Origin of the sequence: Streptomyces griseobrunneus (assembly GCF_046713465.1) — a bacterium.
Lineage (GTDB): Bacteria > Actinomycetota > Actinomycetes > Streptomycetales > Streptomycetaceae > Streptomyces > Streptomyces microflavus.
The window spans coordinates 3,934,717-3,960,353 of the sequence record NZ_CP177080.1 but is presented as its reverse complement, the minus strand read 5'-3'; the positions used below and the strand labels follow the sequence as shown (position 1 = coordinate 3,960,353).

27 protein-coding genes are annotated in these 25,637 nt (G+C 68.9%); 14 read left to right on the top strand and 13 right to left on the bottom strand.

The features are described 5' to 3' along the window. Positions 1-29: 29 nt before the first annotated feature. Entirely contained in the window at positions 30-1,112 is a 1,083-nt protein-coding gene (locus ACK8N7_RS18110) for an inositol-3-phosphate synthase (RefSeq protein ID WP_403213679.1), read from the bottom strand. Between the two features lie 59 nt (positions 1,113-1,171). Continuing rightward, positions 1,172-1,855: a PadR family transcriptional regulator gene (locus tag ACK8N7_RS18105; RefSeq protein ID WP_500443215.1), complete on the bottom strand. Its 684-nt coding sequence runs from the start codon at positions 1,853-1,855 to the stop codon at positions 1,172-1,174. A 399-nt stretch (positions 1,856-2,254) separates the two neighbouring features. On the opposite strand from ACK8N7_RS18105, the gene ACK8N7_RS18100 reads away from it, so the two are divergent. Together ACK8N7_RS18100 and ACK8N7_RS18095 are read left to right on the top strand one after the other, a co-directional pair. Continuing rightward, positions 2,255-4,972: a transglycosylase domain-containing protein gene (locus ACK8N7_RS18100; protein WP_500443213.1), complete on the top strand. Its 2,718-nt coding sequence runs from the start codon at positions 2,255-2,257 to the stop codon at positions 4,970-4,972. Positions 4,973-5,174: 202 nt separating this feature from the next. Beyond that, positions 5,175-6,677, top strand: a complete 1,503-nt coding sequence (locus ACK8N7_RS18095) for a glycosyltransferase family 87 protein (protein WP_403213685.1) — start codon at positions 5,175-5,177, stop codon at positions 6,675-6,677. Between the two features lie 15 nt (positions 6,678-6,692). Here ACK8N7_RS18095 and ACK8N7_RS18090 read toward each other — a convergent pair whose 3' ends face one another. The 3 genes from ACK8N7_RS18090 to ACK8N7_RS18080 all read right to left on the bottom strand — a co-directional run bounded on the left by ACK8N7_RS18090 (position 6,693) and on the right by ACK8N7_RS18080 (position 9,425). Further along, positions 6,693-7,724 (bottom strand): alanine racemase, encoded by a 1,032-nt coding sequence (locus tag ACK8N7_RS18090; protein WP_355122465.1) that lies wholly within the window; start codon positions 7,722-7,724, stop codon positions 6,693-6,695. Between the two features lie 78 nt (positions 7,725-7,802). Continuing rightward, positions 7,803-8,921, bottom strand: a complete 1,119-nt coding sequence (locus ACK8N7_RS18085) for a lipid II:glycine glycyltransferase FemX (RefSeq protein ID WP_403213687.1) — start codon at positions 8,919-8,921, stop codon at positions 7,803-7,805. Positions 8,922-9,083: 162 nt separating this feature from the next. Further along, on the bottom strand, positions 9,084-9,425 hold the full coding sequence (locus ACK8N7_RS18080; RefSeq protein WP_403213689.1) for a hypothetical protein: 342 nt from the start codon (positions 9,423-9,425) through the stop codon (positions 9,084-9,086). 336 nt (positions 9,426-9,761) lie between these two features. Here ACK8N7_RS18080 and rpsF point away from each other — a divergent pair, with 336 nt between their 5' ends. The 4 genes from rpsF (at position 9,762) to rplI (ending at position 11,507) form a co-directional block, all read left to right on the top strand. Next, a complete protein-coding gene (gene rpsF, locus ACK8N7_RS18075) occupies positions 9,762-10,052 on the top strand; it encodes a 30S ribosomal protein S6 (RefSeq protein ID WP_015609864.1) in 291 nt (96 codons plus the stop codon). A gap of 74 nt (positions 10,053-10,126) precedes the next feature. Next, positions 10,127-10,762 carry a single-stranded DNA-binding protein gene (locus ACK8N7_RS18070; RefSeq protein WP_032755849.1) on the top strand — a complete coding sequence of 212 codons (636 nt, stop codon included), beginning with the start codon at positions 10,127-10,129 and terminating at the stop codon, positions 10,760-10,762. A gap of 43 nt (positions 10,763-10,805) precedes the next feature. Beyond that, complete coding sequence (rpsR, locus tag ACK8N7_RS18065) at positions 10,806-11,042, top strand: 30S ribosomal protein S18 (RefSeq protein ID WP_003967857.1); 237 nt, start codon at positions 10,806-10,808, stop codon at positions 11,040-11,042. Positions 11,043-11,060: 18 nt separating this feature from the next. Continuing rightward, entirely contained in the window at positions 11,061-11,507 is a 447-nt protein-coding gene (gene rplI, locus ACK8N7_RS18060) for a 50S ribosomal protein L9 (protein ID WP_015609866.1), read from the top strand. A gap of 219 nt (positions 11,508-11,726) precedes the next feature. Here rplI and ACK8N7_RS18055 read toward each other — a convergent pair whose 3' ends face one another. Further along, a complete protein-coding gene (locus ACK8N7_RS18055) occupies positions 11,727-13,064 on the bottom strand; it encodes an MATE family efflux transporter (protein ID WP_500443210.1) in 1,338 nt (445 codons plus the stop codon). Between the two features lie 458 nt (positions 13,065-13,522). Between ACK8N7_RS18055 and dnaB the strand changes: the two genes are divergently transcribed. Beyond that, positions 13,523-15,001, top strand: a complete 1,479-nt coding sequence (dnaB, locus tag ACK8N7_RS18050; protein ID WP_015609868.1) for a replicative DNA helicase — start codon at positions 13,523-13,525, stop codon at positions 14,999-15,001. 42 nt (positions 15,002-15,043) lie between these two features. Here dnaB and ACK8N7_RS18045 read toward each other — a convergent pair whose 3' ends face one another. Further along, entirely contained in the window at positions 15,044-15,619 is a 576-nt protein-coding gene (locus tag ACK8N7_RS18045) for a TetR/AcrR family transcriptional regulator (RefSeq protein ID WP_403213693.1), read from the bottom strand. 160 nt (positions 15,620-15,779) lie between these two features. Here ACK8N7_RS18045 and ACK8N7_RS18040 point away from each other — a divergent pair, with 160 nt between their 5' ends. Together ACK8N7_RS18040 and ACK8N7_RS18035 are read left to right on the top strand one after the other, a co-directional pair. Further along, positions 15,780-16,364 (top strand): dihydrofolate reductase family protein, encoded by a 585-nt coding sequence (locus tag ACK8N7_RS18040; RefSeq protein ID WP_500443207.1) that lies wholly within the window; start codon positions 15,780-15,782, stop codon positions 16,362-16,364. An 84-nt stretch (positions 16,365-16,448) separates the two neighbouring features. Then, on the top strand, positions 16,449-17,828 hold the full coding sequence (locus ACK8N7_RS18035) for a serine hydrolase domain-containing protein (protein WP_403213697.1): 1,380 nt from the start codon (positions 16,449-16,451) through the stop codon (positions 17,826-17,828). Positions 17,829-17,897: 69 nt separating this feature from the next. Here ACK8N7_RS18035 and ACK8N7_RS18030 read toward each other — a convergent pair whose 3' ends face one another. Next, positions 17,898-18,350: a GNAT family N-acetyltransferase gene (locus ACK8N7_RS18030; RefSeq protein WP_031122559.1), complete on the bottom strand. Its 453-nt coding sequence runs from the start codon at positions 18,348-18,350 to the stop codon at positions 17,898-17,900. Between the two features lie 27 nt (positions 18,351-18,377). Further along, positions 18,378-18,836: a MarR family winged helix-turn-helix transcriptional regulator gene (locus tag ACK8N7_RS18025; RefSeq protein ID WP_015609873.1), complete on the bottom strand. Its 459-nt coding sequence runs from the start codon at positions 18,834-18,836 to the stop codon at positions 18,378-18,380. Between the two features lie 139 nt (positions 18,837-18,975). On the opposite strand from ACK8N7_RS18025, the gene ACK8N7_RS18020 reads away from it, so the two are divergent. Both ACK8N7_RS18020 and ACK8N7_RS18015 read left to right on the top strand, forming a co-directional pair. Then, positions 18,976-20,187 (top strand): MFS transporter, encoded by a 1,212-nt coding sequence (locus ACK8N7_RS18020; protein ID WP_500443204.1) that lies wholly within the window; start codon positions 18,976-18,978, stop codon positions 20,185-20,187. Positions 20,188-20,260: 73 nt separating this feature from the next. Beyond that, positions 20,261-20,686, top strand: coding sequence for a GlcG/HbpS family heme-binding protein (locus ACK8N7_RS18015; protein ID WP_500443202.1), 426 nt, complete (start codon positions 20,261-20,263; stop codon positions 20,684-20,686). 79 nt (positions 20,687-20,765) lie between these two features. On the opposite strand, the gene ACK8N7_RS18010 is transcribed toward ACK8N7_RS18015, so the two are convergent. From ACK8N7_RS18010 to ACK8N7_RS17995, 4 genes are all read right to left on the bottom strand, one after another. After that, positions 20,766-21,632: a GNAT family N-acetyltransferase gene (locus ACK8N7_RS18010; protein WP_403213704.1), complete on the bottom strand. Its 867-nt coding sequence runs from the start codon at positions 21,630-21,632 to the stop codon at positions 20,766-20,768. Positions 21,633-21,772: 140 nt separating this feature from the next. Beyond that, the gene (locus tag ACK8N7_RS18005) at positions 21,773-22,252 is read right to left on the bottom strand and encodes an NUDIX domain-containing protein (protein ID WP_403213706.1); all 480 of its coding nucleotides are present in this window, start codon (positions 22,250-22,252) and stop codon (positions 21,773-21,775) included. Then, positions 22,249-23,421, bottom strand: a complete 1,173-nt coding sequence (locus ACK8N7_RS18000; protein WP_403213708.1) for a cystathionine gamma-lyase — start codon at positions 23,419-23,421, stop codon at positions 22,249-22,251. Before ACK8N7_RS18000 ends, ACK8N7_RS18005 begins: the two co-directional genes overlap by 4 nt. 41 nt (positions 23,422-23,462) lie before the next feature. Continuing rightward, on the bottom strand, positions 23,463-23,840 hold the full coding sequence (locus tag ACK8N7_RS17995; protein ID WP_403213710.1) for a phage holin family protein: 378 nt from the start codon (positions 23,838-23,840) through the stop codon (positions 23,463-23,465). A gap of 87 nt (positions 23,841-23,927) precedes the next feature. On the opposite strand from ACK8N7_RS17995, the gene ACK8N7_RS17990 reads away from it, so the two are divergent. The 3 genes from ACK8N7_RS17990 (at position 23,928) to ACK8N7_RS17980 (ending at position 25,619) form a co-directional block, all read left to right on the top strand. After that, a complete protein-coding gene (locus ACK8N7_RS17990) occupies positions 23,928-24,245 on the top strand; it encodes a cupin domain-containing protein (RefSeq protein WP_015609880.1) in 318 nt (105 codons plus the stop codon). Between the two features lie 121 nt (positions 24,246-24,366). Then, positions 24,367-24,579 (top strand): DUF5326 family protein, encoded by a 213-nt coding sequence (locus ACK8N7_RS17985; protein WP_032756174.1) that lies wholly within the window; start codon positions 24,367-24,369, stop codon positions 24,577-24,579. Between the two features lie 269 nt (positions 24,580-24,848). Further along, on the top strand, positions 24,849-25,619 hold the full coding sequence (locus tag ACK8N7_RS17980; RefSeq protein WP_403213712.1) for an IclR family transcriptional regulator: 771 nt from the start codon (positions 24,849-24,851) through the stop codon (positions 25,617-25,619). Positions 25,620-25,637: the final 18 nt, after the last annotated feature.

The window sequence follows — 25,637 nt, the reverse complement described above, 5'->3', positions numbered from 1 at the left end:
CGGTGAGGCTGTCAGCCGTGAAGGCCGGTTCAGCTCTCGGTGTCGCCGTTGATGAACCGCTCGACGTTCTCGCGGGCCTCGTCGTCGAAGTACTGCACCGGCGGGCTCTTCATGAAGTAGCTGCTCGCAGAGAGGATGGGGCCACCGATGCCGCGGTCCTTGGCGATCTTCGCCGCACGGACGGCGTCGATGATGACACCGGCCGAGTTGGGGGAGTCCCACACCTCGAGCTTGTACTCCAGGTTCAGCGGAACGTCACCGAAGGCGCGGCCCTCGAGGCGCACGTACGCCCACTTGCGGTCGTCCAGCCAGGCCACGTAGTCCGAGGGGCCGATGTGGACGTTGTCCGCACCGAGCTCGCGGTCACGGATCTGCGAGGTGACGGCCTGCGTCTTCGAGATCTTCTTGGACTCCAGGCGCTCACGCTCGAGCATGTTCTTGAAGTCCATGTTGCCGCCGACGTTCAGCTGCATCGTGCGGTCCAGGACGACGCCCCGGTCCTCGAAGAGCTTCGCCATCACGCGGTGCGTGATGGTGGCGCCCACCTGGGACTTGATGTCGTCGCCGACGATCGGGACACCGGCCTCGGTGAACTTGTCCGCCCACTCCTTGGTGCCGGCGATGAAGACCGGGAGAGCGTTGACGAAGGCGACCTTGGCGTCGATGGCGCACTGCGCGTAGAACTTCGCGGCGACCTCGGAACCGACGGGCAGGTAGCAGACGAGAACGTCGACCTGCTTGTCCTTGAGGACCTGGACGATGTCGACCGGGGCGTCCGCGGACTCCTCGATCGTCTCGCGGTAGTACTTGCCCAGACCGTCGTGGGTGTGGCCGCGCTGGACGGTGATGCCCGTGTTCGGCACGTCCGCGATCTTGATGGTGTTGTTCTCGCTGGCGCCGATGGCGTCCGCGAGGTCGAGGCCGACCTTCTTCGCGTCGACGTCGAAGGCGGCGACGAACTCGACGTCGCTGACGTGGTATTCGCCGAACTGGACGTGCATCAGGCCGGGCACCTTGCCGGCCGGATCTGCGTCCTTGTAGTACTCGACGCCCTGCACCAGCGAGGCGGCGCAGTTGCCTACGCCTACGATGGCTACGCGAACCGAACCCATTCCGGTTGCTCCCTGTGTAATCGGTGTTTCCGATGAAGTCCCCGCGGAATGCGGTGACTTCACTTGGCGGTGTCGTCGGACGGATCCGGCGGGGTGTCACCCCGGTGCCGGGGCAGGCCGCCCGTCTCTCCTGATGTGTCCTGCTGAGCAGAGCCTTCGGGCGAGGATCGTCTCTGATCCCGTCCCGACCGCTCGCTCTCGATGAGCTCGTTCAGCCAGCGCACTTCGCGCTCCACGGACTCCATGCCGTGTCGCTGCAGCTCAAGTGTGTAGTCGTCGAGTCGTTCGCGTGTGCGAGCGAGGGAGGCGCGCATCTTCTCCAGGCGTTCTTCCAGCCTGCTGCGCCTGCCTTCGAGCACCCGCATCCGCACCTCACGTTCGGTCTGCCCGAAGAAGGCGAAGCGTGCGGCGAAGTGCTCGTCCTCCCAGGCGTCCGGACCGGTGTGCGAGAGCAGCTCCTCGAAGTGCTCCTTACCTTCCGCCGTCAGCCGGTAGACGATCTTCGCCCGGCGTCCCGTGAGGGAGGAGGCGGGTGTGGTGTCCGCCGGGTCGCCGACGGGCTCCTCGATCAACCAGCCGCTGGCCACCAGCGTCTTGAGGCAGGGGTAGAGGGTTCCGTAGCTGAACGCGCGGAAGATCCCCAGCGAGGTGTTGAGGCGTTTGCGCAGCTCGTAGCCGTGCATCGGTGACTCGCGGAGCAGCCCGAGAACGGCGAACTCGAGAATGCCGGAGCGTCGGCTCACGGGCGTCTCCTCCTTCTGCCGCTGGTTCCGCGGGGGCCGTCTGCCGGACCCACTGACGTACTTATGCCGCACTGATGTATCGACTCGATACATCAGCACGATAGATCGGTCCGTCCGGTTCGACAAGGGTGACCTTCGTGAGCGGCGTCACATCGTCAATTCGTAGGAAGCGACTTGCGTCGTTTGGGGTGAACTTCGGCCCTAGGAGGGTTTTGACCGTGCGTAGTCTGTGCGGCATGCAGACCACCGGGAACCGTGAGGCGCCGTTGTGCGTCAGTCATCGCGGACTGCCGGATGTACTGCGGATGAGCCTTCCGCAGGGCTGGTCCGTAATTCGGGGGGACCGGATCTCAACTGCCGCTTCCAGGCGCTCTCGCCTGCCCGAGGAGTAGTCGTTCCATGAGCGAGCACCGTCGCAAATCGCCTCAGCCGCAAGGTGGCGGGCGGGCCGCGGCCAGACGAGCCGCCCAGCAGTCGACGGGACGACGAGCCGTCCCGTCACGTAGAGCAACGTCCGTATCACCTTCCGAATCGCCGTCCGAGTCGCACGGCGAGGACCGCCGGTACGGCAGCCGTGCCGAGGCCCGTCGCGCGGCCCAGCGCGGCGGGGGCCGACGGCGGGGCGGTGCGGAGGAACCGCGCGGCCGGGGCGCCGCCGGGCCTCCCGGCAAGAAGCGGATGATCGACTACCCGCGTCACGGCAAGTACGGATTCCGCCGCTGGCTGCCCTCGTGGAAGCTCGTCTCGGGCCTCTGCGTGGGCTTCCTCGGCATGCTGATGGGCGTGGGCGGCGTTTCGTACGCCCTGGTCGACACGCCGAAGATCCAGAACGCGGCCAAGGCGCAGAACAACGTCTACTACTGGGCCAACGGCGATCAGATGGTGGCGACCGGTGGCGTGGTCAACCGCCAGGAGATCAGTTACGAGCAGATCCCCGTGGCGATGCGCAACGCCGTGGTCGCGGCCGAGAACAAGAGCTTCTGGACGGACCGGGGCATCGACCCCAAGGGCATCGGCCGCGCCGTGTTCAACATGGCCACGGGCGGTCAGACCCAGGGCGGGTCGACCATCACCCAGCAGTACGTGAAGAACTCGCACCTCACCCAGGACCAGACGCTCTCCCGGAAGTTCAAAGAACTCTTCATCACGCTCAAGGTGGCCGGCAACGTGGACAAGCGCGATGTCATGGCCGGCTACCTGAACGTCTCGTACTACGGACGCGGCGCCTCCGGCATCCAGGCCGCGGCCCGTACCTACTACGACAAGGACGCCACGGACCTGACCCCGAGCGAGTGCGCCTTCCTGGCGACGCTGCTCAAGGGCGCGAGCTACTTCGACCCGGCCGGTGCCACCGAGATCGACAAAAGCGCGACTCGCGAGGCCAACACCGAGCGTGCCACGGACCGCTGGAAGTGGATCCTTGACGAGCAGGTCAAGGACGGCACGATGGAGAAGGCGGAGCGGGACAAGATCACCGAGTTCCCGATGCCCAAGCCGCCGAGGAAGGACGCGAAACTGGGCGGCCAGACCGGCTACCTGGTGGAGCTCGCGAGGAAGTACTTCCTCGCCAACACCAAGGACTACACCGCCAAGGACATGGAGCTCGGCGGGTTCGAGATCCGCACCACCTTCGACGAGAAGAAGGTGAAGCAGCTCAGCGCGGCGGTGGACAAGGTCTACAAGGCCAAGATCCGGCCCGATGAGCGTCCCAAGACGGACACCCATGTGGAGTTCGGCGGTGCCTCGGTGGACACCAAGACGGGCGCCATCCTGGCCACGTACGGCGGGCAGGACGCCACGAAGCACTTCACCAACAACGCCGACGCGACCGGCGCCCAGGTCGGCTCGACCTGGAAGCCGTTCGTCCTGGCCGCCGCCATGCAGTACGGCGTACGCGACCCGAAGCTGGAGCCCGACCAGGACGCCTCCCAGCGGACCGTCGTCTCGCCGGAGAGCATCTACAACGGCGACAACAAGCTGCGGATCAAGAACTACAACGGCGAGGTCTGGAGGGACAAGGACGACAACGAGTGGCTCCAGACGAACGACGGTGACTACGACCACGGCGAGATCGACCTGCGGCACGCCATGGAGCAGTCGGCCAACTCCCCCTTCGTGCAGCTAGGCATGGACGTCGGGACGGACAAGGTCAAGGAAGCCGCCGTCAACGCCGGTCTGAAGGACGACGACATGATGGCGGACTCCACCGTTCCGTCGTTCTCCATCGGTACGTCCTCGCCGAGCGCCATCCGGATGGCGGGCGCCTACGCGACCTTCGCCACGAGCGGTCAGCAGAACCCGACGTACTCGGTCACCGAGGTGAAGAAGGAGGGCGAGGTCGTCTTCAAGCACAAGAAGCAGCCCAGGCGCGCCTTCTCCCCGCTCATCGCGGACAACGTCACGGACGTGCTGAAGAACGTGGTGGAGAACGGAACGGGCAAGCCGGCGCGGCTTCCCGGACGTGAGGCGGCGGGCAAGACGGGTACGACGGACGGCAACAAGTCCGCCTGGTTCGTCGGCTACACCCCGCAGCTCTCGACGGCGATCAGCATGTTCCGGCTGGACGACGACGAGACCAACACCAAGCGCAAGTTCGAAGAGATGTTCGGCACCGGCGGCGAGAAGAAGATCCACGGAAACTCGTTCCCGGCGTCCATCTGGCACGACTACATGACCGCGGCCATGAAAGGGAAGAAGGTTCTCTCGTTCCCGGAGCCGCAGCCCATCGGCGAGACCGTCTGGGGCGGTGGCGCGGCCAGCCCGAGCCCGACGCCCAGCCCGACGCCTTCCCCGACACCCTCCAGCGAGGAGCCGGAGCCGCCGACGCCGTCCCCGTCGCCCACCACCCCGTCGCCCACGCCGAGCAAGACCTGTGAGCCCTTTGACTGGGACTGCAACAACCCCAACGGCGGTGGTGCGAACGCCGGAGCCGACGGTGGTGCGAACGCAGGGGCGGACGGTGGTGCGAATACCGGCACCACCGAAGGTGGTGCGAACGCCGGAGCCGACGGTGGTGCGAATACCGGCACCACGGAAGGCGCCACCGAAGGTGCCAACGGCGGGAACGGTGGCAACAACAACGGTGGCGGCGGCCTATGGAGCGGTGCCAACGGCTGACAGCCGCACCGCAGCGGGCCCGTGACAGGCCCTGGACGCCCGCAGGACGAGGGCCGCCGCACCGGACGGGGTGCGGCGGCCCTCGTCGCTTTCGCGGGCTGCGGGAGCCACCGCGTACCCCGTAGGTGTTCCTCCGCTTCCCCTTCCGTGTCCCGGGGCGGTCCATGCCCGGGCCACAGCCCCGTACGGCAGGATGTGCGGCATGCCAAGCCCCAGCGCAGAGGACACGAGCGTGCAGCAGCAGGAGCGGCCCGTCGTGCGGCCCACGGATCAGGACGAGGTCGCGGCGGCCGGCAGTGAGCTGTTCGGCGGACGGGTGGGGCGCTGGGCGCGGCTCGGCGACGGTCCGCTGACGCCCGTACGGGTCGTCGCCCTGGTCGCGATCGGGATGTTCGCCCTCGGCATGGTGCAGAAGATCCCCTGCTACGAGTGGGCCTGGTTCCGCGGAGCGACCTCGCAGTACACGCACGCCTGCTACTCCGACATCCCGCACCTCTTCCTGGGACGCGGCTTCGCCGACGGTCTGGTGCCCTACTTCGACCGGCTGAGCGGCGACATGCAGTACCTGGAGTACCCCGTACTGACGGGGGTGTTCATGCAGGTGGCCGCCTGGCTGACGCTGACGCCCGACAGCGACCCCATCCAGCAGCGGGAGCAGATGTACTGGATGGTCAACGCGGGCATGCTGATGATCTGCGCCGTGGTCATCGCCGTGTGCACCGTACGGACGCACCGGCGGCGCCCCTGGGACGGCCTGCTGGTCGCGCTGGCCCCCGCGTTCGCCCTCACCGCCACGATCAACTGGGACCTGCTGGCCGTCGCCCTGACAGCCGCGGCGATGCTCATGTGGTCGAGGGGCCGGGTGCTCGCCTTCGGCATCCTCATCGGCCTCGCGACGGCCGCCAAGCTCTACCCCGTCCTGCTGCTCGGCCCGCTCCTGGTGCTCTGCTGGCGGGCGGGCAGGTGGCGCGAGTTCTCCACGGCCCTGCTCGGTGCGGGGGCGGCCTGGCTGGTGGTGAACCTGCCGGTGATGCTCTACGCCCCCGAGGGGTGGCGGAAGTTCTACACCTTCAGCCAGGAACGGCCCATCGACTTCGGCTCGTTCTGGCTGATCATCACCCAGCGCACCGGGAAGCCCATCGACGTGGAGACGGTGAACACCGCCTCCGTGGTCCTGATGGTCGTGTTCTGCGCGGGCATCGCGGGCCTGGCGCTCACCGCCGCGCGCCGGCCGCGCTTCGCCCAGCTGGCGTTCCTGGTGGTGGCCGCGTTCATCCTGACGAACAAGGTCTACTCACCGCAGTACGTGCTCTGGCTGATCCCGCTCGCCGTCCTGGCCCGGCCGCGCTGGCGCGACTTCCTCATCTGGCAGGCCTGCGAGGTCATGTACTTCCTGGGGATCTGGTTCTACCTCGCGTACACGAGCGGCGGCGACAAGCACCAGGGGCTGCCGCAGGAGGGGTACCAGCTCGCGATCGCCCTGCACCTGCTGGGCACGCTCTACCTGTGCGCCCTGGTCGTCCGGGACGTCCTGCTGCCGGAGAAGGACCCGGTGCGCAAGGACGGGTCGGACGACCCGTCGGGCGGGGTGCTCGACGGGGCGCCGGACGCGTTCGTGCTGGGGCCCGAGGCCCGTCCGCCCGGGCACACGGCGTCGGCGGTCACGGGACCTCAGGTGGAGTGGGGCGCGGCGCGGGAGCGCTGACCCGGGGCGGCTCGCTCAGCGGTCGACGAGCCGGTCGTACTGGGTGGTCGTGTGGCGCAGATGGGCGACCAGCTCGTCACCGACCCGCGGCTCCTGCGCGTCCGAGGGCACGAACAGGATCGACACCTGCATGTGCGGCGGCTCGGCGAACCACCGCTGCTTGCCCGCCCAGACGAACGGCGACAGGTTCCGGTTGACCGTGGCCAGACCCGCACGCGCGACGCCCTTGGCCCGCGGCATCACTCCGTGCAGCGCCTTGGGCGCCTCCAGGCCGACCCCGTGGGACGTACCGCCCGCGACGACGACCAGCCAGCCGTCGGACGCGGCCTTCTGCTGGCGGTAGCCGAACCGGTCGCCCTTGACGACGGGCGTGACGTCCAGGACGGCGCCCCGGTACTCCGTGGCCTCGTGGTCACCCAGCCAGAGCCGGGTCCCGATGCGGGCGCGGAAGCGGGTCTGCGGGAACTGCTGCTGGAGCCGGGCCAGTTCCTCGGCGCGCAGGTGGCTGACGAACATGGTGTGCAGCGGCAGGCGGGCGGCGCGCAGCCGGTCCATCCACCCTATGACCTCCTCGACGGCGTCCGAGCCGTCGGTGCGGTCCAGCGGCAGGTGCAGCGCGAAGCCTTCGAGGCGTACGTCCTCGATCGCCGCGTGCAGCAGCCCGAGCTCCTCCTCCTTGACCCCGTGCCGCTTCATCGAGCTCATGCACTCGATGACGACCCGGGCGCCCACCAGGGCGTGCACCCCGTCGACGGAGGAGACCGACCGGATGACACGGTCCGGCAGCGGAACGGGCTCCTCGCCCCGCCGGAACGGGGTCAGGACGAGCAGGTCACCGCTGAACCAGTCCTTGATCGTGGCGGCCTCGTAGGTGGTGCCGACGGCGAGGGTGTCGGAGCCGAAGCGGATCGTCTCGTCGGCGAGCCGCTCGTGGCCGAAGCCGTAACCGTTGCCCTTGCAGACCGGTACGAGCCCGGGGAACTGGTCGATCACGGACTTCTGGTGCGCCCGCCAGCGCGCGGTGTCGACGTAGAGGGAGAGCGCCATGGCCGGCCCGGAACCTTTCTGGTGGCTGCGGTGAATCAGGGAGCGAACGGGGTGTGCCGAGAGGGGGGTCGAAGCGGGTCAGCGGCGCGACATGTAGATGTCGAGCGCCTTGTGGAGCAGCTTGTTGAGCGGGAAGTCCCACTCGCCGACGTACTCGACCGCCTCGCCGCCGGTGCCGACCTTGAACTGGATCAGGCCGAAGAGGTGGTCGTTCTCGTCCAGCGAGTCGCTGATGCCGCGCAGGTCGTAGACGGTGGCGCCCATCGCGTAGCTGTCGCGGAGCATCCGCCACTGCATGGCGTTCGACGGCCGGACCTCGCGCCCGATGTTGTCGGAGGCACCGTACGAGTACCAGACGTGCCCGCCGACGACGAGCATCGTGGCGGCGGAGAGGTTCACCCCGTTGTGGCGGGCGAAGTAGAGCCGCATCCGGTTGGGGTCCTCGGAGTTGAGGACCGTCCACATGCGCTGGAAGTACGAGAGCGGGCGCGGGCGGAAGTGGTCGCGCACGGCCGTGATCTCGTAGAGCCGCTGCCACTCGGCCAGGTCCTCGTAGCCGCCCTGGACGACCTCGACACCGGCCTTGTCGGCCTTCTTGATGTTGCGGCGCCACAGCTGGTTGAAGCCCTTGAGGACGTCCTCAAGGGAGCGGTTGGCCAGCGGCACCTGGAAGACGTAACGGGGCTGTACGTCACCGAATCCGGCGCCGCCGTCCTCGCCCTGCTGCCAGCCCATCTTCCGCAGCCGGTCCGCCACCTCGAAGGCGCGCGGCTCGATGTGGGTGGCCTCGACATCGCGCAGGCGCTTCACGTCCGTGTCCTGGATGCCGGACTTGATGGCCGTCGAGTCCCAGCGCCGGATGACCACCGGCGGGCCCATCTTCACGGAGAAGGCGCCCTGCTGCTTGAGGTGGGCGAGCATCGGCTGGAGCCAGTCGTCCAGGTTGGGCGCGTACCAGTTGATGACCGGGCCCTCGGGCAGGTAGGCCAGGTAGCGCTTGATCTTGGGCAGCTGGCGGTACAGGACGAGGCCCGCACCGACCATCTCGCCGTTCTTGTCGAACCAGCCCAGGTTCTCCGAGCGCCATTCGGTCTTCACATCAGCCCACGCCGGGACCTGGCAGTGACTGGCCGAGGGCAGGTTCTGGATGTACGCCAGATGCTGCTCTCGGCTGATGGTCCTCAGGGTCAGGCTCATGCGGGGCGCTCCTCGGCAGGTGTGTCCCCATCGGTCAGGGGCTCCGGCTCTCGCGCCGAAGCCTACTGTGACCGAGGGGTACCCGGCCTGGCCGCGTACGGCCGGACCGCCCGCAGCAGACCGGCGCGGCCGTGCCGGTGGCCGCGTCGGCCTTGGGGCCGGTCAGGTGATCACGCCGCCGAAGAGGCCGCCGTGCGCCATGCCGAGGTAGAAGCCGACCGCGGAGGCGCCGATCCCCATGATCAGGCCGAACCTCTCCCAGGTGGTCTTCGAGATGTACTGGCCGTAGAGACCGGTCAGAATCCCGATCAGCCCTGCCCAGGAGCTGATGAGGTGCAGATGGTGGAACATCGCCGTCGCGAAGGCGAGGATGCCGAGCACCCCGGTCACCACCATCAGGACGTCCTGGACGGGGTGCGGCCTGCCGTCCGTCGCGAAGAGCGAGCCGGTGGCGGGGCGGCCGGTCGTGGACCGGGAGCCGGCGGGACGAATGGTCTGTGCCATGGATGACCTCCTGGCGAGACGGGCGGTGGAATGTAGCGCCTCTCACACCGCATCTGTCTCGATTGTGCCCCGCGGACCCCGGATCTGCCCTCCGGGATGTGGTCCGGATGTGCCCCCTGAGCTCCGGATTTCAACCGGAAGCCGGTCTGCAGGTAGTCTGTACGGTCTGCACCGGTGTCTGCCCAGGCCGGCACGGCGAGCCCCTCCCCCAGGAACATCCCGGGAGCGGATTGTCAGTGCTGGGTGTTCTCCTCGGAGACGCCGTTGCAACACGCATCACGACCCTCCTGCCACGGAACGACCGTGGCCGCTGAGTCCAAAGGAGGTGGGTTCCACATGCGTCACTACGAGGTGATGGTCATCCTCGACCCCGATCTCGAGGAGCGAGCAGTCTCCCCGCTGATCGAGAACTTCCTCTCCGTTGTCCGTGAGGGCAACGGAAAGGTGGAGAAGGTCGACACCTGGGGCCGTCGTCGGCTCGCTTACGAGATCAAGAAGAAGCCCGAGGGCATCTACTCGGTCATCGACCTGCAGGCCGAGCCTGCGGTCGTCAAGGAGCTCGACCGCCAGATGAACCTGAACGAGTCGGTCCTCCGGACCAAGGTCCTCCGTCCCGAGATCCACTGAGCATCTAGCTCAGCGGTTTTCGGGTCCGAGTAGCAGCAAGCAGCCAGAAGCAATCCCCGCCGAGAGGTTCACCCATGGCAGGCGAGACCGTCATCACGGTCGTCGGCAATCTCGTCGACGACCCCGAGCTGCGCTTCACCCCGTCCGGTGCGGCGGTCGCGAAGTTCCGTGTCGCGTCCACTCCCCGCATCTTCGACCGGCAGACCAATGAGTGGAAGGACGGCGAAGGCCTGTTCCTCACCTGCTCGGTCTGGCGTCAGGCGGCGGAGAACGTCGCGGAGTCGCTCCAGCGAGGCATGCGCGTCGTCGTGCAGGGCCGGCTGAAGCAGCGGTCCTACGAGGACCGTGAGGGCGTCAAGCGCACGGTCTACGAGCTGGACGTCGAGGAAGTCGGCCCCAGCCTCAAGAGCGCCACGGCCAAGGTCACCAAGACCACCGGTCGCGGCGGTCAGGGCGGCCAGGGCGGATACGGCGGCGGTGGCCAGCAGGGTGGCGGCAACTGGGGCGGCGGTCCCGGTGGCGGTGGCCAGCAGGGCGGCGGCGGTGCTCCCGCCGACGACCCGTGGGCGACCGGCGCGCCGGCAGGCGGCCCGCAGAGCGGTGGCCAGCAGGGCGGCGGGAGCGGCTGGGGCGGAAGCCCCGGTGGTTCCGGCGGCTCCGGTGGTTCCGGCGGCTCTGGCGGCGGCTACTCGGACGAGCCTCCCTTCTAGGGCGGCTCGTACCCCCACTTCTTGATCACACAGGAGAAACACCATGGCGAAGCCGCCTGTGCGCAAGCCTAAGAAGAAGGTCTGCGCATTCTGCAAGGACAAGACCCAGTACGTGGACTACAAGGACACGAACATGCTGCGGAAGTTCATTTCCGACCGTGGCAAGATCCGTGCCCGCCGCGTCACCGGCAACTGCACGCAGCACCAGCGTGACGTCGCCACGGCTGTCAAGAACAGCCGTGAGATGGCGCTGCTGCCCTACACGTCCACCGCGCGATAAGGGAAGGGTGACAACAGCATGAAGATCATCCTCACCCACGAGGTCTCCGGCCTCGGCACCGCCGGCGATGTCGTCGACGTCAAGGACGGGTACGCCCGCAACTACCTGGTTCCGCGTGGCTTCGCCATCCGCTGGACCAAGGGTGGCGAGAAGGACGTGGCGCAGATCCGCCGCGCCCGCAAGATCCACGAGATCGCGACGATCGAGCAGGCCAACGAGATCAAGGCCAAGCTCGAGAGCGTGAAGGTCCGTCTGGCTGTTCGCTCCGGCGACGCCGGCCGTCTCTTCGGCTCGGTCACCCCGGCCGACGTCGCTTCGGCGATCAAGGCCGCCGGTGGTCCCGACGTCGACAAGCGTCGCGTCGAGCTCGGCTCGCCGATCAAGACGCTCGGCGGACACCAGGTGTCCGTCCGTCTGCACCCCGAGGTCGCAGCGAAGCTCGGCGTCGAGGTCGTTGCTGCCTAAGGGCAGAGCTCAGCAGAGCAGGTGAAGGGCCGCATCCCGTTGGGGGTGCGGCCCTTCGCTCTGTGCCGGGGCGGGCTGTTTCACGTGAAACAGGGCTGTTCCACGTGAAACAGCGCGAGCGTTTCACGCGCCTGGACGGGACCCGGGCGGGACTTGGGCGCGAGCCGGACGGGACCCGGGCGGACCGTTTCACGTGAAACAGTCCGCAGAGCCCGCGTATCAGCGGGTCGCTCCGGTGACGATCCACCGGCCCGAGCGGGTGCGCGCCCACAGAGTGATCAGCCGGACGGCCATCATCAGCGTCATCGCCCACCAGACTGCGGTGAGGCCGCCGCCGAGGGACGGCACCAGGAGCGCGACGGGAGCGAAGACGGCGAGCGTCACCAACATGGCCCACGCGAGATAGCGTCCGTCGCCCGCTCCCATCAGGACGCCGTCCAGGACGAAGACCATCCCGGCGATCGGCTGGGAGACGGCCACGACCAGGAGCGCGGGGAGCAGAGTCTCCTTCACCGCCGGATCGCTGGTGAAGAGCGGGATGAAGAGAGGCCGGGCGAGGATGATCAACAACCCGAGCGCGATACCGCAGCCGATGCCCCACTCGACCATGCGGCGGCAGGCCTCCCGTGCTCCCTTCTCGTCGCCGGCTCCCAGGTAGCGGCCGATGATGGCCTGGCCCGCGATGGCGATGGCGTCGAGTGCGAAGGCGGTCAGGCTCCACAGGGAGAGGACGATCTGGTGCGCGGCGATGTCGCTGTCACCGAGCCGGGCGGCCACCGCAGTGGCGATCATGAGTACGGCCCTGAGCGACAGCGTCCGGACCAGGAGGGGGACACCCGCCCGGGCGCTGGCCCTGATACCTGCGGCGTCGGGGCGGAGGGACGCGCCGTGCCTACGGGCTCCGCGGACGACCACGATCAGGTAGGCGACGGCCATGCCCGCCTGGGCCATCACCGTGCCCCAGGCGGATCCGGCGATGCCGAGCCCGGCCCCGTAGACGAGGACCACGTTGAGGATGCCGTTGGCCGCGAAACCGCCGATGGCGACGTACAGCGGGGTACGGGTGTCCTGGAGTCCGCGCAGCACGCCGGTGGCGGCGAGGACGACGAGCATCGCCGGGATGCCGAAGCTGGAGATCCTCAGATACGTGACGGCGTACGGGGCGGCGGTGTCGGAGGCTCCGAAGACGTCGACGAGCCAGGGGGCCGAGGGGATGGCGAGCGCGACGACGACGGCGCCGAGCAGCAGGGCGAGCCAGATACCGTCCATGCCCTGGCGGATCGCGGCCGGCAGATCGCCCGCCCCGACGCGTCGGGCAACGGCGGCCGTGGTCGCGTAGGCGAGGAAGACGAAGATGCTCACGGCGGTCATCAGCAGGGCCGCGGCGATCCCGAGGCCGGCCAGTTGCGGGGTGCCGAGGTGGCCGACGATTGCGCTGTCGACCATGACGAACAGGGGCTCGGCGACCAGTGCGCCGAACGCCGGAACGGCGAGGGCGACGATCTCGCGGTCGTGCCGTCGGCGGCCTGTTCGAGGGGTGGTGGGGGCCGGGGTCATGGGGGTCAATCTAATCTTCCACAGGTAAGAGATGCAATGTCCTAGTGTCCCTTACTTCTGCTCCCGTGCGGCGCTCATCCGGGCGCCGTTCGCAGTGATCTTGAAATCAGGGCGAAAGTTTTTCTCCCCCACAGTCGGTGGACGGAGAATGTGCAGGTCAAGCTGGTGGTCGTCGTCCTGCTATGAGTTTGTCCACAGTGCTGTCCCCCGGTCCGTGCACAGGTTCTGAGCACTTCTCCACAGCATCTGATCCGTCATCCACATGCCCTGTGGATAACCAGATTGGCTGACGGTGGAGACAGGCCTACCGTGGACCGGCGCCCGCACTCCGTTCCGGCACCGGAATCAGCAGAACCAGACGCGCCGGAAGCGGAGTCGGGCGACTTGTTTGTCGGTGCCGTGCCGTAAGAAAGAGTGGCACGGCTAGGTCCGCGAAGCGGACGGGAGGAGGTGGCCCGGTGAGCATTCCCGAGCCTTTGGACGACCCCTGGACCGAGGCTGGTCCCGGCGACCGTCTGCCTGTCTCCCGCCCGCGCCGCGGGGAGCGCAAGGGGAACCGCGAGGACCGCCACGACCGGGGCTCGGACGAGGGCTGGGACGGCGGCTCCCCCGGGTTCGAGCGGGTTCCGCCCCAGGACCTGGACGCGGAGCAGTCGGTGCTCGGCGGCATGCTGCTGTCCAAGGACGCCATCGCCGACGTCGTGGAGATCATCAAGGGCCACGACTTCTACCGCCCGGCGCACGAGACCGTCTACACGGCGATCCTCGACCTCTACGCCAAGGGCGAGCCGGCCGACCCGATCACGGTCGCCGCCGAGCTGGTCAAGCGCGGGGAGATCACCAAGGTCGGCGGTGCGCCGTACCTGCACACCCTGGTGCAGTCCGTCCCGACCGCGGCCAACGCCTCGTACTACGCGGAGATCGTCCACGAGCGGGCGGTCCTCCGCCGGCTCGTCGAGGCCGGCACGAAGATCACGCAGATGGGATACGCGGCCGACGGGGACGTCGACGAGATCGTCAACTCCGCGCAGGCCGAGATCTACGCGGTCACCGAGCAGCGCACCAGCGAGGACTACCTCCCCCTCGGGGACATCATGGAGGGCGCGCTCGACGAGATCGAGGCCATCGGATCGCGCAGCGGCGAGATGACCGGCGTCCCGACGGGATTCACGGACCTGGACGCCCTGACGAACGGCATGCACCCCGGCCAGATGATCGTCATCGCGGCCCGTCCCGCCATGGGCAAGTCCACGCTCGCGCTGGACTTCGCGCGCGCCGCGTCGATCAAGAACAACCTGCCCAGCGTCATCTTCTCCCTCGAAATGGGGCGCAACGAGATCGCGATGCGTCTGCTGTCGGCCGAGGCGAGGGTGGCCCTGCACCACATGCGGTCCGGCACGATGACGGACGAGGACTGGACGCGGCTCGCGCGCCGGATGCCGGAGGTCTCGGCCGCCCCCCTCTACATCGACGACTCCCCCAACCTGTCGATGATGGAGATCCGCGCGAAGTGCCGCCGGCTCAAGCAGCGCAACGACATCAAGCTCGTGATCATCGACTATCTGCAGCTGATGCAGGCCGGAGGGTCGAAGCGTTCCGAGAGCCGCCAGCAGGAGGTCTCGGACATGTCCCGGAACCTGAAGCTGCTGGCCAAGGAGCTGGAGGTCCCGGTGATCGCGCTCTCGCAGCTGAACCGTGGTCCCGAACAGCGCACGGACAAGAAGCCGATGGTGTCCGACCTGCGTGAGTCCGGCTCCATCGAGCAGGACGCCGACATGGTCATCCTGCTCCACCGCGAGGACGCGTACGAGAAGGAGTCACCGCGCGCGGGCGAGGCCGACATCATCGTCGGCAAGCACCGTAACGGCCCGACGGCCACCATCACCGTGGCCTTCCAGGGCCACTACTCCCGCTTCGTGGACATGGCGCAGACCTGAGCGGGGCGTACGGCGCTCGCTGTGAGCCCGGCGCGGTGACGGTCACCCGCCGGGGATGATCCGTTCCACGACCGTGTCCACCAGGGCGTCGAGGGCGATGTCGCCGAGCACGTCCGGCAGGGTGAAGTGCTCCAGGAGCACGCCGGTCATCGCCAGGTAGAGGACGAGGAACGCGGAGTGGTCGCCGGGGAGGCCCGTGTCGCGGTGGAAGGCGGCGCTCTCCTCGAACGACGTGCGGATCGTCCCGGTCAGCCGGGTGCGCAGTTCCGGGCGGCGGGTCGCCTCCAGGCGGAGTTCCAGCATGGCCAGATAGCCCGTCCGGTCGTCGGTCATGCGCCGGACCAGCCAGTGCATCAGCTCGGCGACCAGTTCGCGGGAGGGGGCGGGGCGCAGGGCCTGTTCGACCTGGACCGGGTCCGGGGTCATCCGGCTGTGGATGCGGGTTCCCGTCTGCATGAACAGGTCGTCGCGGCTGCTGAAGTAGTTCGAGGCGGTGCCCACCGGCACGCCGGCCCGGGCGTCGACGGCGCGGAAGGTGAGGCCGCGGGCCCCCTCCTGTGCCAGGACGTCGATGGCCGCGTCCGTGAGTGCCACCCTGCGCTCGGGGTTCTTCGCCATGAGCTCTTCTCCCTGCCCGTCGTTCTCCGAAAAGAGGCTTGCACAACCACTACACCTGAAGCACTATAAGTGACGTGGTTGCGGTGCGTCACCATCGTGATGCGGCCGCCGCCTCGTCCTGGGCCGTCGGGCCCGCGTCGCCACGTGGAACGGGGAACACATGCGCAAGTTCACGTACTTCATCGCCTGTTCGATCGACGGTTTCATCGGTGACCCGCAGGGTGATGCCGGGACCATGATGGCCTTCGTGAACGAGGAGTTCCTCGCCTTCCTCAAGGAGGAGTACCCGGAGACCATCTCGGCCGAGGGCCGCAGGATCCTCGGGCTCCACGACCTGGTGAACCAGCGGTTCGACACCGTGGTCCAGGGGCGGGCCAGCTATCAGCTGGCCCTGGACATGGGGCTGCCTAGCCCGTACGGCCATATGCGCGAGTTCGTCGCCTCCCGGACGCTCACCGAAGCGCCGGACCCGAACGTGGAGCTGATCTCGGAGGACCTGGTCGGCAGGGTCAGGGAGCTCAAGGCGGAGGAGAGCGGACTGGGCATCTGGCTCTGCGGCGGATCCCAGCTGGCGGGGGAGCTGATCGACGAGATCGACGAGCTCGTGATCAAGACCTATCCGCTGGTGTACGGCTCCGGGATGCCGATGTTCGGATCCGGGTTCGCCGCCGACGAGTTCACGCTGGAGAAGGTGCGTTCCTTCGAGAACGGGGTTCTGGTGCGGACGTACAGCCGGAAGCGCTGAACCCCGGCGGGAGCTGCTCCAGGAGCGGGCTTCGTGCCCGGTAATCCCCTCGTCAGGCGGCAGCCCGTCGGGTATGGGTTGACCATGACTTCTCCCAGTGAAGAACTGCTCCCCGGCACCCGGCGATCCCTCCTCCATCGCGTCGCCACCGCACAACGGGAGGGCCGGGCACCCTCCCTCGCGGCTGCCGTGCGGCGGGAGGGCCGGATCGTCTGGAGCGGGGGCCGTACGGGTCTGGAGGGGCCGGCCCCGGACGCCGATACGCAGTACCGGATCGGCTCGATCACCAAGACGTTCACCGCGGTTCTGGTTCTACGGCTGCGGGACGAGGGGCTGATCGACCTGGACGACCAGCTGGAGAAGCACCTCTCCGGCACCGGAGCGGGCGGTGCGACCGTCTTCCAACTGCTCGGCCACAGTTCGGGTCTCGGCGCCGAGGCGCCCGCCCCCTGGTGGGAGCGGACCCCGGGGTCCCTGCGGCCGGAGCTCGCCGATGTGCTCGGCGAGCAGCCGCAGATGCACCCGGCCGGCCACCGCTTCCACTACTCCAACCCGGGCTACACCCTGCTCGGTTCGCTGATCGAAGCGGTACGCGGGGTCTCCTGGGAGGAGGCCCTGCGCCGCGAGATCCTGGAGCCGCTGGGCATGCACCGTACGACGGCCGGGCCGGTCACTCCGTACGCGGAGGGCTGGGCCGTGCACCCCTGGGCCGATGTGGTGGCGAGCGAACCGGCCGAGGACCTCGGACTGATGGCGCCGGCCGGTCAGCTCTGGTCGACCGCCGCCGACCTGTTGCGGTTCGCCGGATTCCTTGCCGAGGGCGACGACCGGGTCCTGTCGGCCGCGTCCGTACGGGAGATGCGGGCACCCGCCTCACCCGCCGCCGAGGGCGGAGGCAACGCCTACGGCCTCGGCCTCCAGGTCGTGAAGACCGACAGCCGCATCCTCTTCGGGCACGCGGGCTCGCTGCCCGGATTCGTCGCCGGCCTGTGGTTCAGCGAGGACGACGACGTCGCGGCTGTCGCCCTCGCCAACGCCACCTCAGGGCTGCCCGCCGCCACGGTGGCCGCCGAACTCCTGAGCATCGTCGCGGACGCGGAACCGCGGATCCCCGAGCCTTGGCGCCCGTTGCCCGAGGCCGACGAGGAGCTGCTGGCCCTGACCGGGATCTGGCACTGGGGGACCCACACGTTCACGCTGAGGCTGACCGGTGGCCGGGGGCTGGAACTCAGGCCGCTGGGCGGCACCGGTCGCGGAGCGTCTTTCATCCCCAGGCCGGACGGCACCTGGACGGGCCTGCACGACTACTACACGGGGGAGACCCTCCGGGTCGTACGCAGGGACGACGGCTCGGTCGACCACCTCGACCTCGGCTCGTTCACCTTCACCCGTGAGCCCTATGAGGCGGGAGCGGATGTTCCCGGTGGGCTGGACCCGGCCGGGTGGAGGGGGCTCGGCGGCTGATGCCTGAGCTGTGACGGCCGGTGGGGTGGGTGTTTCACGTGAAACACCCACCCCACCGGCCGTTGTCGGTCAGAGAGCGAGCTTGAAGCCCACGTGGCTTGCCGTGAATCCGAGCCGCTCGTAGAACCGGTGCGCGTCCTCGCGGGTGACATCCGAGGTCAGCTGCACCAACTGGCAGTCCTGGCGGCGGGATTCGTCCACCGCCCACTGGATCAGCTGTGTACCGAGCCCGCTGCCCCGCTCGTCGGCGTGGATGCGCACGGCCTCGATGATCGAGCGCGTGGCACCCTGCCGGGACAGCCCGGGGACCACGGTCAGCTGGAGGGTCCCGACCACGCGGTCCTCGCGGACGGCCACGACGACGTGCTGATTCGGGTCGTCGGCCAGCCGCCGGAGCGCCGCGCGGTACGGGGTGAGGTCGTCCGGCGACTCGCGCTGCGCGCCGAGAGGGTCGTCGGCCAGCATGGCCACCACGGCGTCCAGGTCGGTCTCGGCGACGGGACGTATCTCAAGATCGCTCATGAGCGGCAGAGTACCGGCCCGCCACTGTCAGACCGCGACCTTCAGCTCTTCGACCGCCCGGACCAGGGGGGCGAGCTCGGGGTTGTCCGACGCCTCGTCCAGGGCCGCCCGCAGGGCGCTGTCGTTGGTCGGCCGGGCCTCCGCGAGCAGGGTGAGGCCGGCCTCGGTGACGTCGGTGTAGATGCCCCGCCGATCGGTGTCGCACAGATACCGGGTCAGCAGCCCGCGGTCCTCCAGCCTCGTGACCAGCCGGGTGGTGGCGCTCTGGCTGAGCACCACCGCGTCGGCGACCTGCTTCATCTGGAGATGGCCGCCGGGGCCGCTGTGCTGCCGGCTCAACACGTCGAGCAGTGAGTACTCACGTGCGCTGAGCCCGTGGCCCGCCTGGAGGGATCGCTCGATGCGGGACTCGATCTTCCCGTGGAGCAGGGAGAGGGCGCACCAGCCCTGGGCCAGGGCGGTCAGGGCGGGGTCGGTCGCGGTCATGGTCTCTCCTCCGTGCGGGAGCTGCGTGGTTCCAGGATAGGGGACGCCTGCAATAGTCCGCGCTTGCATTTAGCCCGCGTCTGCAATTATTGTGAACGCTCGTAAGGCGCAGACGCAATCTCCAGGGAAGGTGAAACCCATGCCGCTCGCGCTCCTCGCCCTGGCCATCGGGGCATTCGGGATCGGGACGACCGAGTTCGTGATCATGGGGTTGCTCCCCGAGGTTGCCGCGGACTTCCAGGTCTCGATCCCGACCGCAGGTTTCCTGGTGACCGGCTACGCGCTCGGGGTCGTCCTCGGCGCCCCGCTGATGACCCTGCTGGGCACCCGGGTCACCCGCAAGCGGATGCTGATGCTCCTGATGGGGCTGTTCATCGTCGGCAACCTGGTGTCTGCCCTCGCCCCCGTCTTCGGCGTCATGCTCGCCGGGCGGGTGATCGCCTCCCTCGCGCACGGCGCCTTCTTCGGCATCGGCTCGGTGGTCGCGGCCGATCTGGTCGCCCCGCAGAAGAAGGCCGGGGCCATCGCCATGATGTTCACCGGTCTCACGGTCGCCAATGTCGTCGGCGTCCCGCTCGGCACCTACATCGGACAGTCCGCCGGCTGGCGCACCACGTTCGTCATCGTGGCCCTCCTCGGCGTGATCGGGCTCCTCGGAGTCGCGAAGCTCATCCCCGAGCAGCCCAAGCCCGAAGGCGTACGCATCCGTCACGAGCTGGCCGCGTTCCGCAACGTGCAGGTCCTGCTCGCGATGGCCATGACCGTCCTGGGCTTCGGCGGAGTCTTCGCCGCGATCACCTACATCACTCCGATGATGACCGAGATCGCCGGCTACTCGGCCTCGTCCGTCACCTGGCTGCTCGTCCTCTTCGGCCTCGGCATGGTGGGCGGCAACCTGGTCGGCGGAAGGTTCGCCGACCGCCATCTGATGCCGATGCTGTACATCTCGCTGGGCTCGCTCGCCGTTGTCCTCGGCCTGTTCACCGTGACCGCCCACAACAAGGTCGCCGCGGCCGTCACGATCGTCCTGATCGGCGCCCTGGGCTTCGCGACCGTGCCCCCGCTGCAGAAGCGGGTTCTCGACCAGGCGGCAGGAGCTCCCACCCTGGCCTCCGCCGTCAACATCGGGGCCTTCAACCTCGGCAACGCCCTCTCCGCCTGGCTCGGCGGCCTCGTGATCGCCGCCGGTCTCGGCTACACCGCGCCCAACTGGGTCGGCGCGGTCCTCGCCGCGTCCGCCCTGGCCCTGGCCGTGGTCTCCAGCCTGCTGGAGCGCCGTACGTCCCGTGCCGAAGGCGGGAGCGTCGCCGGGAGCAGCCCCGAGCCGGTCGCCGCCACGGCCCGGCACTGAGCCTCACCGGGCCCCTCAAGGCCCGGCACCGACCACCCCCACACCCCACCACGCACCGAACAGGAGCAGTTCCATGAGCACCACCACCATCGCTGTCGCCCCGCTGACCATCCAGGACGCCGAGTCCCTCGTCGGGGCGGCCCGCAGCGCCGCCGAGGAGGCGGGTGTCGCCGTCGCCGTGAGCGTCGTGGACGCGGGCGGCCACCTGCTGGCCTTCCGGCGCGACGACCTGGCGGTCCTCATCGCCGGAGAGACCAGCACCCGTAAGGCGTTCACCGCGCTGCAGCTCGACGCCCCCACCGCGGACCTGGTCGACGCCGTGCAGCCCGGCGGGCTCTTCCACACCCTGCCGACCGCGCTGGACCGCCCGCTGCTCTTCATCGCCGGCGGCATCCCCCTGCACCGCGACGGCCGCCTGATCGGCGCCATCGGGGTCGGCGGCGGGGCGCCCGAGCAGGACCACGGGTTCGCGGCTGCCGCGGCGGCCTCCCTCGTCTGAGGCGGAGGAGCCGGGCCCCGGGCCCGGACCGGACCACAGCGCAGCCGCACCGCCCACCCGGCGGTGCGGCTGCCGTGCGTCAGCCCGTCGCGACGGTGAGCGGGGCGAACCTGCGGGTCGCGTCGCCCGGCAGATCCGCAATGCCGTACGTCATCACCGCGGTCCGGGAGCCCGGCTCGAGGCCGCGCTCCACCAGCCAGCCGAGCAGCTCCTCATGGCGTGCGTCGACATCGGCCCGCAGCGGCCGGTCCGTCGTGGCGGCCAGCGAGGTGACGAGGGCCTTCGCGGTGGTGGTGTCCCGTGCGACCAGCGGACCGACGACGTGGGCGTCGCCGCTCGGCCAGAGGGCAGCGTAACCGGTCAGCTCACCGTTCTCCTCGGCGACCTGGAGCCGGTCGGAGAAGGCCGGGAGCCGGGCGATGATGTGCGTGCGGTCGATACCGAAGACCGGCAGGTCGAGCCGGACCATCGCCTGCAGATCGTCCGCGGCGGCCGGACGTGTGGTCACCGCCGAGCCCCGGGCCTCCGCACGGAATCTGCCGCGGACCCGCTCGGTCCGGCCCACGTGGGCGAAGCCGAGCTCCTCGTAGAGGCGCTGTCCCTGGGGTGTGGCGTACAGCGCGAGCGGGGTGGACCCGGCTTCCTCCATCACATGGCGCATGAGCCGCCGGGCGATCCCCTGCCGGGCGTGGCGTTCGGCGACGAGGAGCACGCCGACGGCTGCCAGGCGGGGCCCGTACGACGTCACCACACAGGCCGCCACCAGGCCCTTCCCCTCGGGTTCCGTGATGCCGTACCCCGTACCGGCGGAGAGGAGCAGCCCCCATCGGTGCTCGTCGCGTGGCCAGCCCCGGTCCTCGCTGAGGTCGGCGCAGGAGACCAGGTCTCCCCGCGTGAGGCGCCGTACGGGCAGGTCGACGAGGGGCAGGGGTGATCGGCTGTACATGGGGCCAGGCTGTCCGACGCGATGATCGCCCGTCCACCGGTTTCCCGGAACTGGCCGAGAACCGAAGCTGCCCTGCCGCTCGGTTTCACGTGAAACATGGAGCACGGTCGCGCGCGGGAGCGCCGCCCGCCCGGGGGTTGTCAGCTCAGGTCGGGGGCGTGCATCGCCCGTACGCCCTCGATGTTGCCGTCCAGATAGTGGCGGAGGGAGAGCGGTACGAGGTGCACGGCGGCGATCCCGACCCGGCTGAACGGCACCCGGACGATCTCGTACTCCCCGCAGGGCTCGTCGATCTCCGGGCCGTGCCGCTGGGTGACGTCCATCGACGCGAGCCGGCAGACGAAGAAGTGCTGGACCTTCACCCCCGTGACACCGCCGTCCGCGATGTGCTCGACGGTGTCGACGAAACAGGGCACCACATCGGTGACCTTGGCGCCGAGCTCCTCATCGACCTCGCGGTGCAGGGCCTCGACGACCGTGGCGTCCTCCGGCTCGACCCCGCCGCCGGGCGTGAGCCAGTACGGATCGACCCCCGGTTTGGTGCGCTTGATGAGGACGAGGTCGTCGCCGTCGAGCAGGATGGCGCGTGCGGTGCGCTTGACCACAGGACGTTCGGTCATGGCAAGAGAGTGGCCCGCGCAGACCCGTCTGAAACTCCCCCGGCCCGCCCGACCGCTTCGTCCAGCGCCCGCTCGACGTCCGCCAGCAGGTCCTCCGGGTCCTCCGCGCCGACCGAGAAGCGGATGAACCCCTCCGGCACGGCGTCGCCGCCCCAACGGCCCCGGCGCTCGGCGGTGGAACGTACGCCGCCGAAACTCGTCGCGTCGTCTACCAGCCGCAGCGCGGCGAGGAAGCGCTCCGCCGTCTCCCGGTCGGCCAGCTCGAACGACACCACCGAACCGAAGCGCCGCATCTGGCGCACGGCGATCGCGTACGACGGGTCGGCGGGCAGTCCGGGATACCGCAGCCCGGTGACCTCTGCCCGCTCGGCCAGCGCCTCGGCGAGGGCCAGAGCCGTGGTGCACTGCCGGTCGATGCGCAGCTGGAGCGTGGCGAGCGAACGGTGGGCGAGCCAGGCCTCCATCGGGCCCGGGATCGCCCCGACCACCTTGCGCCAGCGCCGAACGTCGGCGGTCAGCAGGGGATCACGGCAGGTGACATGGCCCAGCAGGATGTCGCCGTGCCCGGTCATGCCCTTGGTGTCGCTGGCGACCGAGAAGTCCGCGCCGAGCTCCAGCGGGCGCTGGCCGATCGGGGTGGCCAGGGTGTTGTCGACGGCGACCAGCGCACCCGCCTCGTGCGCCGCCGCCGCCAGCCGGCGGATGTCGCAGACGTCCAGCCCCGGGTTGGACGGGCTCTCGATCCACAGCAGCTTCGCCCCCTCAAGCAGCGCCAGCTGGGCATCACCGCCGGTCGGCGCGGCCTTGACCTCGACGCCGAAAGCCCTCAGCTGCTCCCGTACGAGCGGCAGCGCCTGGTAGCCGTCGTCCGGCAGCACCACGGTGTCGCCCGTGCGGACCTGGGAGAGCAGTACGGCGGTGATTGCGGCCATACCGGAGGCGAACACCGTCGTGCTCACGTCCTCGCCGGGCGCCTCCAGCTCGCCGATGGCCCGTTCCAGATGGGTCCAGGTCGGGTTGGTGTCCCGGCCGTAGGTGTAGGGACCCACCGGTTCGCCGGAGAGGTGGAAGTGCGCGGCGAAGACCGGACCGGGCAGGGTCGGCTCGTACTGCTCCGGTTCGGGAAGTCCGGCGCGTACCGCGCGCGTTCCGTCGCCCATGGTGCTCATGCTGCTCCGTAAGTAGTCAGGTGGTCCGGGAGGGCCGGGGGTCAGTCCTCGTCCGGCAGGACCATGTTGAGGGCCCAGGAGACGACCGAGATGATCAGGGCGCCGAGCACGGCGGTCCAGAAGCCCTCGACGTGGAAGCTGAGATCGAAGACGCCGGCCAGCCAGGAGGTCAGCATCAGCATCAGGGCGTTGACCACCAGGGTGATCAGCCCCAGCGTCAGGATGAACAAGGGGAACGTCAGGAGCTGGACCACCGGCTTGACCAGGAAGTTCACCAGACCGAAGATCAGCGCGACCAGTATCAGGGTGAGGACTTTGCGGCCGGTGGAGCCGCCCTCCAGCGTGATGTTCCCGATCAGCCAGATGGCCACGGCCAGCGCACCCGCGTTGGCGATCGTCTTGACTACGAAATTCTTCATGTGTCTGATCGTGGCAGACATGATCGGTGGTGGACACCGACAGCGCACGCGGAACCGGTAGTACGGGTCACAAGGGGCGGACGGGCCATGAAAGCATTCAGACTGGACGAGCTGGAGGCGGAACGGGCCGCCAACGACGGCGCCTACCTGCAGTTCGTGCGGGAGCGGAACATGTCGGTCGGCCTGTACGCCCTGGACGCGGGCGCGCTCGACCCGCAGCAGCCGCACCAGCAGGACGAGGTGTACTTCGTCGTCAGCGGCCGGGCCTCGATCACGGTCGGGATGGAGACCACGCAGGTCGGCCGGGGGAGCGTCGTCTATGTGCCGGCCGGAGTGGCCCACAAGTTCCACCACATCACCGAGGACCTGCGCGTGATGGTCGTCTTCTCGCCGCCGGAGGGCTGAACCCCGGGTTCCCTAAGGGTTCGATCAGGGGTCTTCAAGGGCTGCGAGGCCCCCGCCGGGGTCCCCCGCGCCTTTAGCATCGAGGCAGCAACCCAGAGAGACGAGGTAGATGGCGATGGCCGTGCGGGAGATATACGCGGGGATGCCCTGGTGGGTGAAGTGGATCGCGGTGCCCGTCATCGCGATCTTCGTGTTCGGCGGGCTGATCGCCAGCGTGGTCGGGTTCGTGATCAGCCTCCTCTTCAAGGCGCTGGTCTTCGTCGTGCTGGTCGGCGGTCTGATCTTCGTCGTACGCAAGTTCACCTCCTCGTCGTCCTCGCGCGGCGACTGGTAGCAGAGGTCCCGCGGGCCGGTGCGGTGCGAGGGTGCGCACAGGCCTGCGGATTAGCCCAGCTGAGCTAAGTCCAGAAGGAAAACCCCCTCCTGCCGGGGGCGGCCGATACAGTGACATAACGCTGCCGCCCTCTGGAATGTGACCTTCTGTCACCGAACCGACTGAGTGACCAGTGGTTTGTACGACAGCCCGGTCGTTGGTGCGGCAGTCCCGTGGGGGCGGCCTCCACGGGTGGGCTGACGGCCCGTCACCATGCCTGGGGGTGACCTTTGACCACGGCATCGAACACCGCTGTCCCGACGTTGATCGGTTCGGTTCAGCGGGCGTTGAGGCTGCTGGAGGCTGTGGGCACCCATCGGGACGGGGCGCCCGCCAAGCAACTCGCACGTGAAGCGGGCCTACCGCTGCCCACCGCGTACCACCTGCTGCGCACCCTCACCCATGAGGGCTATCTCCGCCGGGAGAACGGTGTCTTCCTCTTCGGTGCGGCCGCCGAGAACCTGACCGCCGCCCGGGGGTCGAGGAGCCGTCCCTCCACCGTCACCGATTCGCTCGCGCACTGGCGGGACGCCATCGGGGTCCCGGTGTACTGCGCCGTCTACCGCGAGGGCGAGATCGAGCTCATCGCGGTCGCGGACGCCCCCGACGCCCCCGCGGTGGACGAGTGGGCGTCCTTCCGGGAGACCGGGCACGCGCATGCGATCGGGCAGTGCCTTCTCGGCCAGCTCGACGAGAAGGACCGCGAGGATCACCTCGACCGGCACCCCGTACGGCCCCTCACTCGTTACTCAGTGCGAGATCGCGCGGCTCTTCTGGAGCGGCTGCGGACGTTGCGCCGGGGTGAACCGGTCATCGAACGCCAGGAGTACGCACTGGGGACCGTCTGCGCCGCCATTCCCGTCACAGCCGGTGCCACCATTGCGGCGATGGCCATTTCCGTACCCCTGGACCGGGAAGAACGGTTGCTGCCCGCAGTCGAACAGCTACGCGGCGAAGTGGCGAGCCTCTTGCGTTCGTTCGTGTTCTCTATCAGTATCTGAAAAATCACTCCTTGTGAT

What these genes read in the sequence shown, in the direction of transcription:
- ACK8N7_RS18110 (WP_403213679.1), bottom strand. Translation starts at nt 1,112, where the DNA reads ATGGGTTCGGTTCGCGTAGCCATCGTAGGCGTAGGCAACTGCGCCGCC.
- ACK8N7_RS18100 (WP_500443213.1), top strand. Translation starts at nt 2,255, where the DNA reads ATGAGCGAGCACCGTCGCAAATCGCCTCAGCCGCAAGGTGGCGGGCGG.
- ACK8N7_RS18095 (WP_403213685.1), top strand. Translation starts at nt 5,175, where the DNA reads ATGCCAAGCCCCAGCGCAGAGGACACGAGCGTGCAGCAGCAGGAGCGG.
- ACK8N7_RS18090 (WP_355122465.1), bottom strand. Translation starts at nt 7,724, where the DNA reads ATGGCGCTCTCCCTCTACGTCGACACCGCGCGCTGGCGGGCGCACCAG.
- ACK8N7_RS18085 (WP_403213687.1), bottom strand. Translation starts at nt 8,921, where the DNA reads ATGAGCCTGACCCTGAGGACCATCAGCCGAGAGCAGCATCTGGCGTAC.
- ACK8N7_RS18080 (WP_403213689.1), bottom strand. Translation starts at nt 9,425, where the DNA reads ATGGCACAGACCATTCGTCCCGCCGGCTCCCGGTCCACGACCGGCCGC.
- rpsF (WP_015609864.1), top strand. Translation starts at nt 9,762, where the DNA reads ATGCGTCACTACGAGGTGATGGTCATCCTCGACCCCGATCTCGAGGAG.
- ACK8N7_RS18070 (WP_032755849.1), top strand. Translation starts at nt 10,127, where the DNA reads ATGGCAGGCGAGACCGTCATCACGGTCGTCGGCAATCTCGTCGACGAC.
- rpsR (WP_003967857.1), top strand. Translation starts at nt 10,806, where the DNA reads ATGGCGAAGCCGCCTGTGCGCAAGCCTAAGAAGAAGGTCTGCGCATTC.
- rplI (WP_015609866.1), top strand. Translation starts at nt 11,061, where the DNA reads ATGAAGATCATCCTCACCCACGAGGTCTCCGGCCTCGGCACCGCCGGC.
- ACK8N7_RS18055 (WP_500443210.1), bottom strand. Translation starts at nt 13,064, where the DNA reads ATGACCCCGGCCCCCACCACCCCTCGAACAGGCCGCCGACGGCACGAC.
- ACK8N7_RS18045 (WP_403213693.1), bottom strand. Translation starts at nt 15,619, where the DNA reads ATGGCGAAGAACCCCGAGCGCAGGGTGGCACTCACGGACGCGGCCATC.
- ACK8N7_RS18040 (WP_500443207.1), top strand. Translation starts at nt 15,780, where the DNA reads ATGCGCAAGTTCACGTACTTCATCGCCTGTTCGATCGACGGTTTCATC.
- ACK8N7_RS18035 (WP_403213697.1), top strand. Translation starts at nt 16,449, where the DNA reads ATGACTTCTCCCAGTGAAGAACTGCTCCCCGGCACCCGGCGATCCCTC.
- ACK8N7_RS18030 (WP_031122559.1), bottom strand. Translation starts at nt 18,350, where the DNA reads ATGAGCGATCTTGAGATACGTCCCGTCGCCGAGACCGACCTGGACGCC.
- ACK8N7_RS18025 (WP_015609873.1), bottom strand. Translation starts at nt 18,836, where the DNA reads ATGACCGCGACCGACCCCGCCCTGACCGCCCTGGCCCAGGGCTGGTGC.
- ACK8N7_RS18020 (WP_500443204.1), top strand. Translation starts at nt 18,976, where the DNA reads ATGCCGCTCGCGCTCCTCGCCCTGGCCATCGGGGCATTCGGGATCGGG.
- ACK8N7_RS18015 (WP_500443202.1), top strand. Translation starts at nt 20,261, where the DNA reads ATGAGCACCACCACCATCGCTGTCGCCCCGCTGACCATCCAGGACGCC.
- ACK8N7_RS18010 (WP_403213704.1), bottom strand. Translation starts at nt 21,632, where the DNA reads ATGTACAGCCGATCACCCCTGCCCCTCGTCGACCTGCCCGTACGGCGC.
- ACK8N7_RS18005 (WP_403213706.1), bottom strand. Translation starts at nt 22,252, where the DNA reads ATGACCGAACGTCCTGTGGTCAAGCGCACCGCACGCGCCATCCTGCTC.
- ACK8N7_RS18000 (WP_403213708.1), bottom strand. Translation starts at nt 23,421, where the DNA reads ATGAGCACCATGGGCGACGGAACGCGCGCGGTACGCGCCGGACTTCCC.
- ACK8N7_RS17995 (WP_403213710.1), bottom strand. Translation starts at nt 23,840, where the DNA reads ATGAAGAATTTCGTAGTCAAGACGATCGCCAACGCGGGTGCGCTGGCC.
- ACK8N7_RS17990 (WP_015609880.1), top strand. Translation starts at nt 23,928, where the DNA reads ATGAAAGCATTCAGACTGGACGAGCTGGAGGCGGAACGGGCCGCCAAC.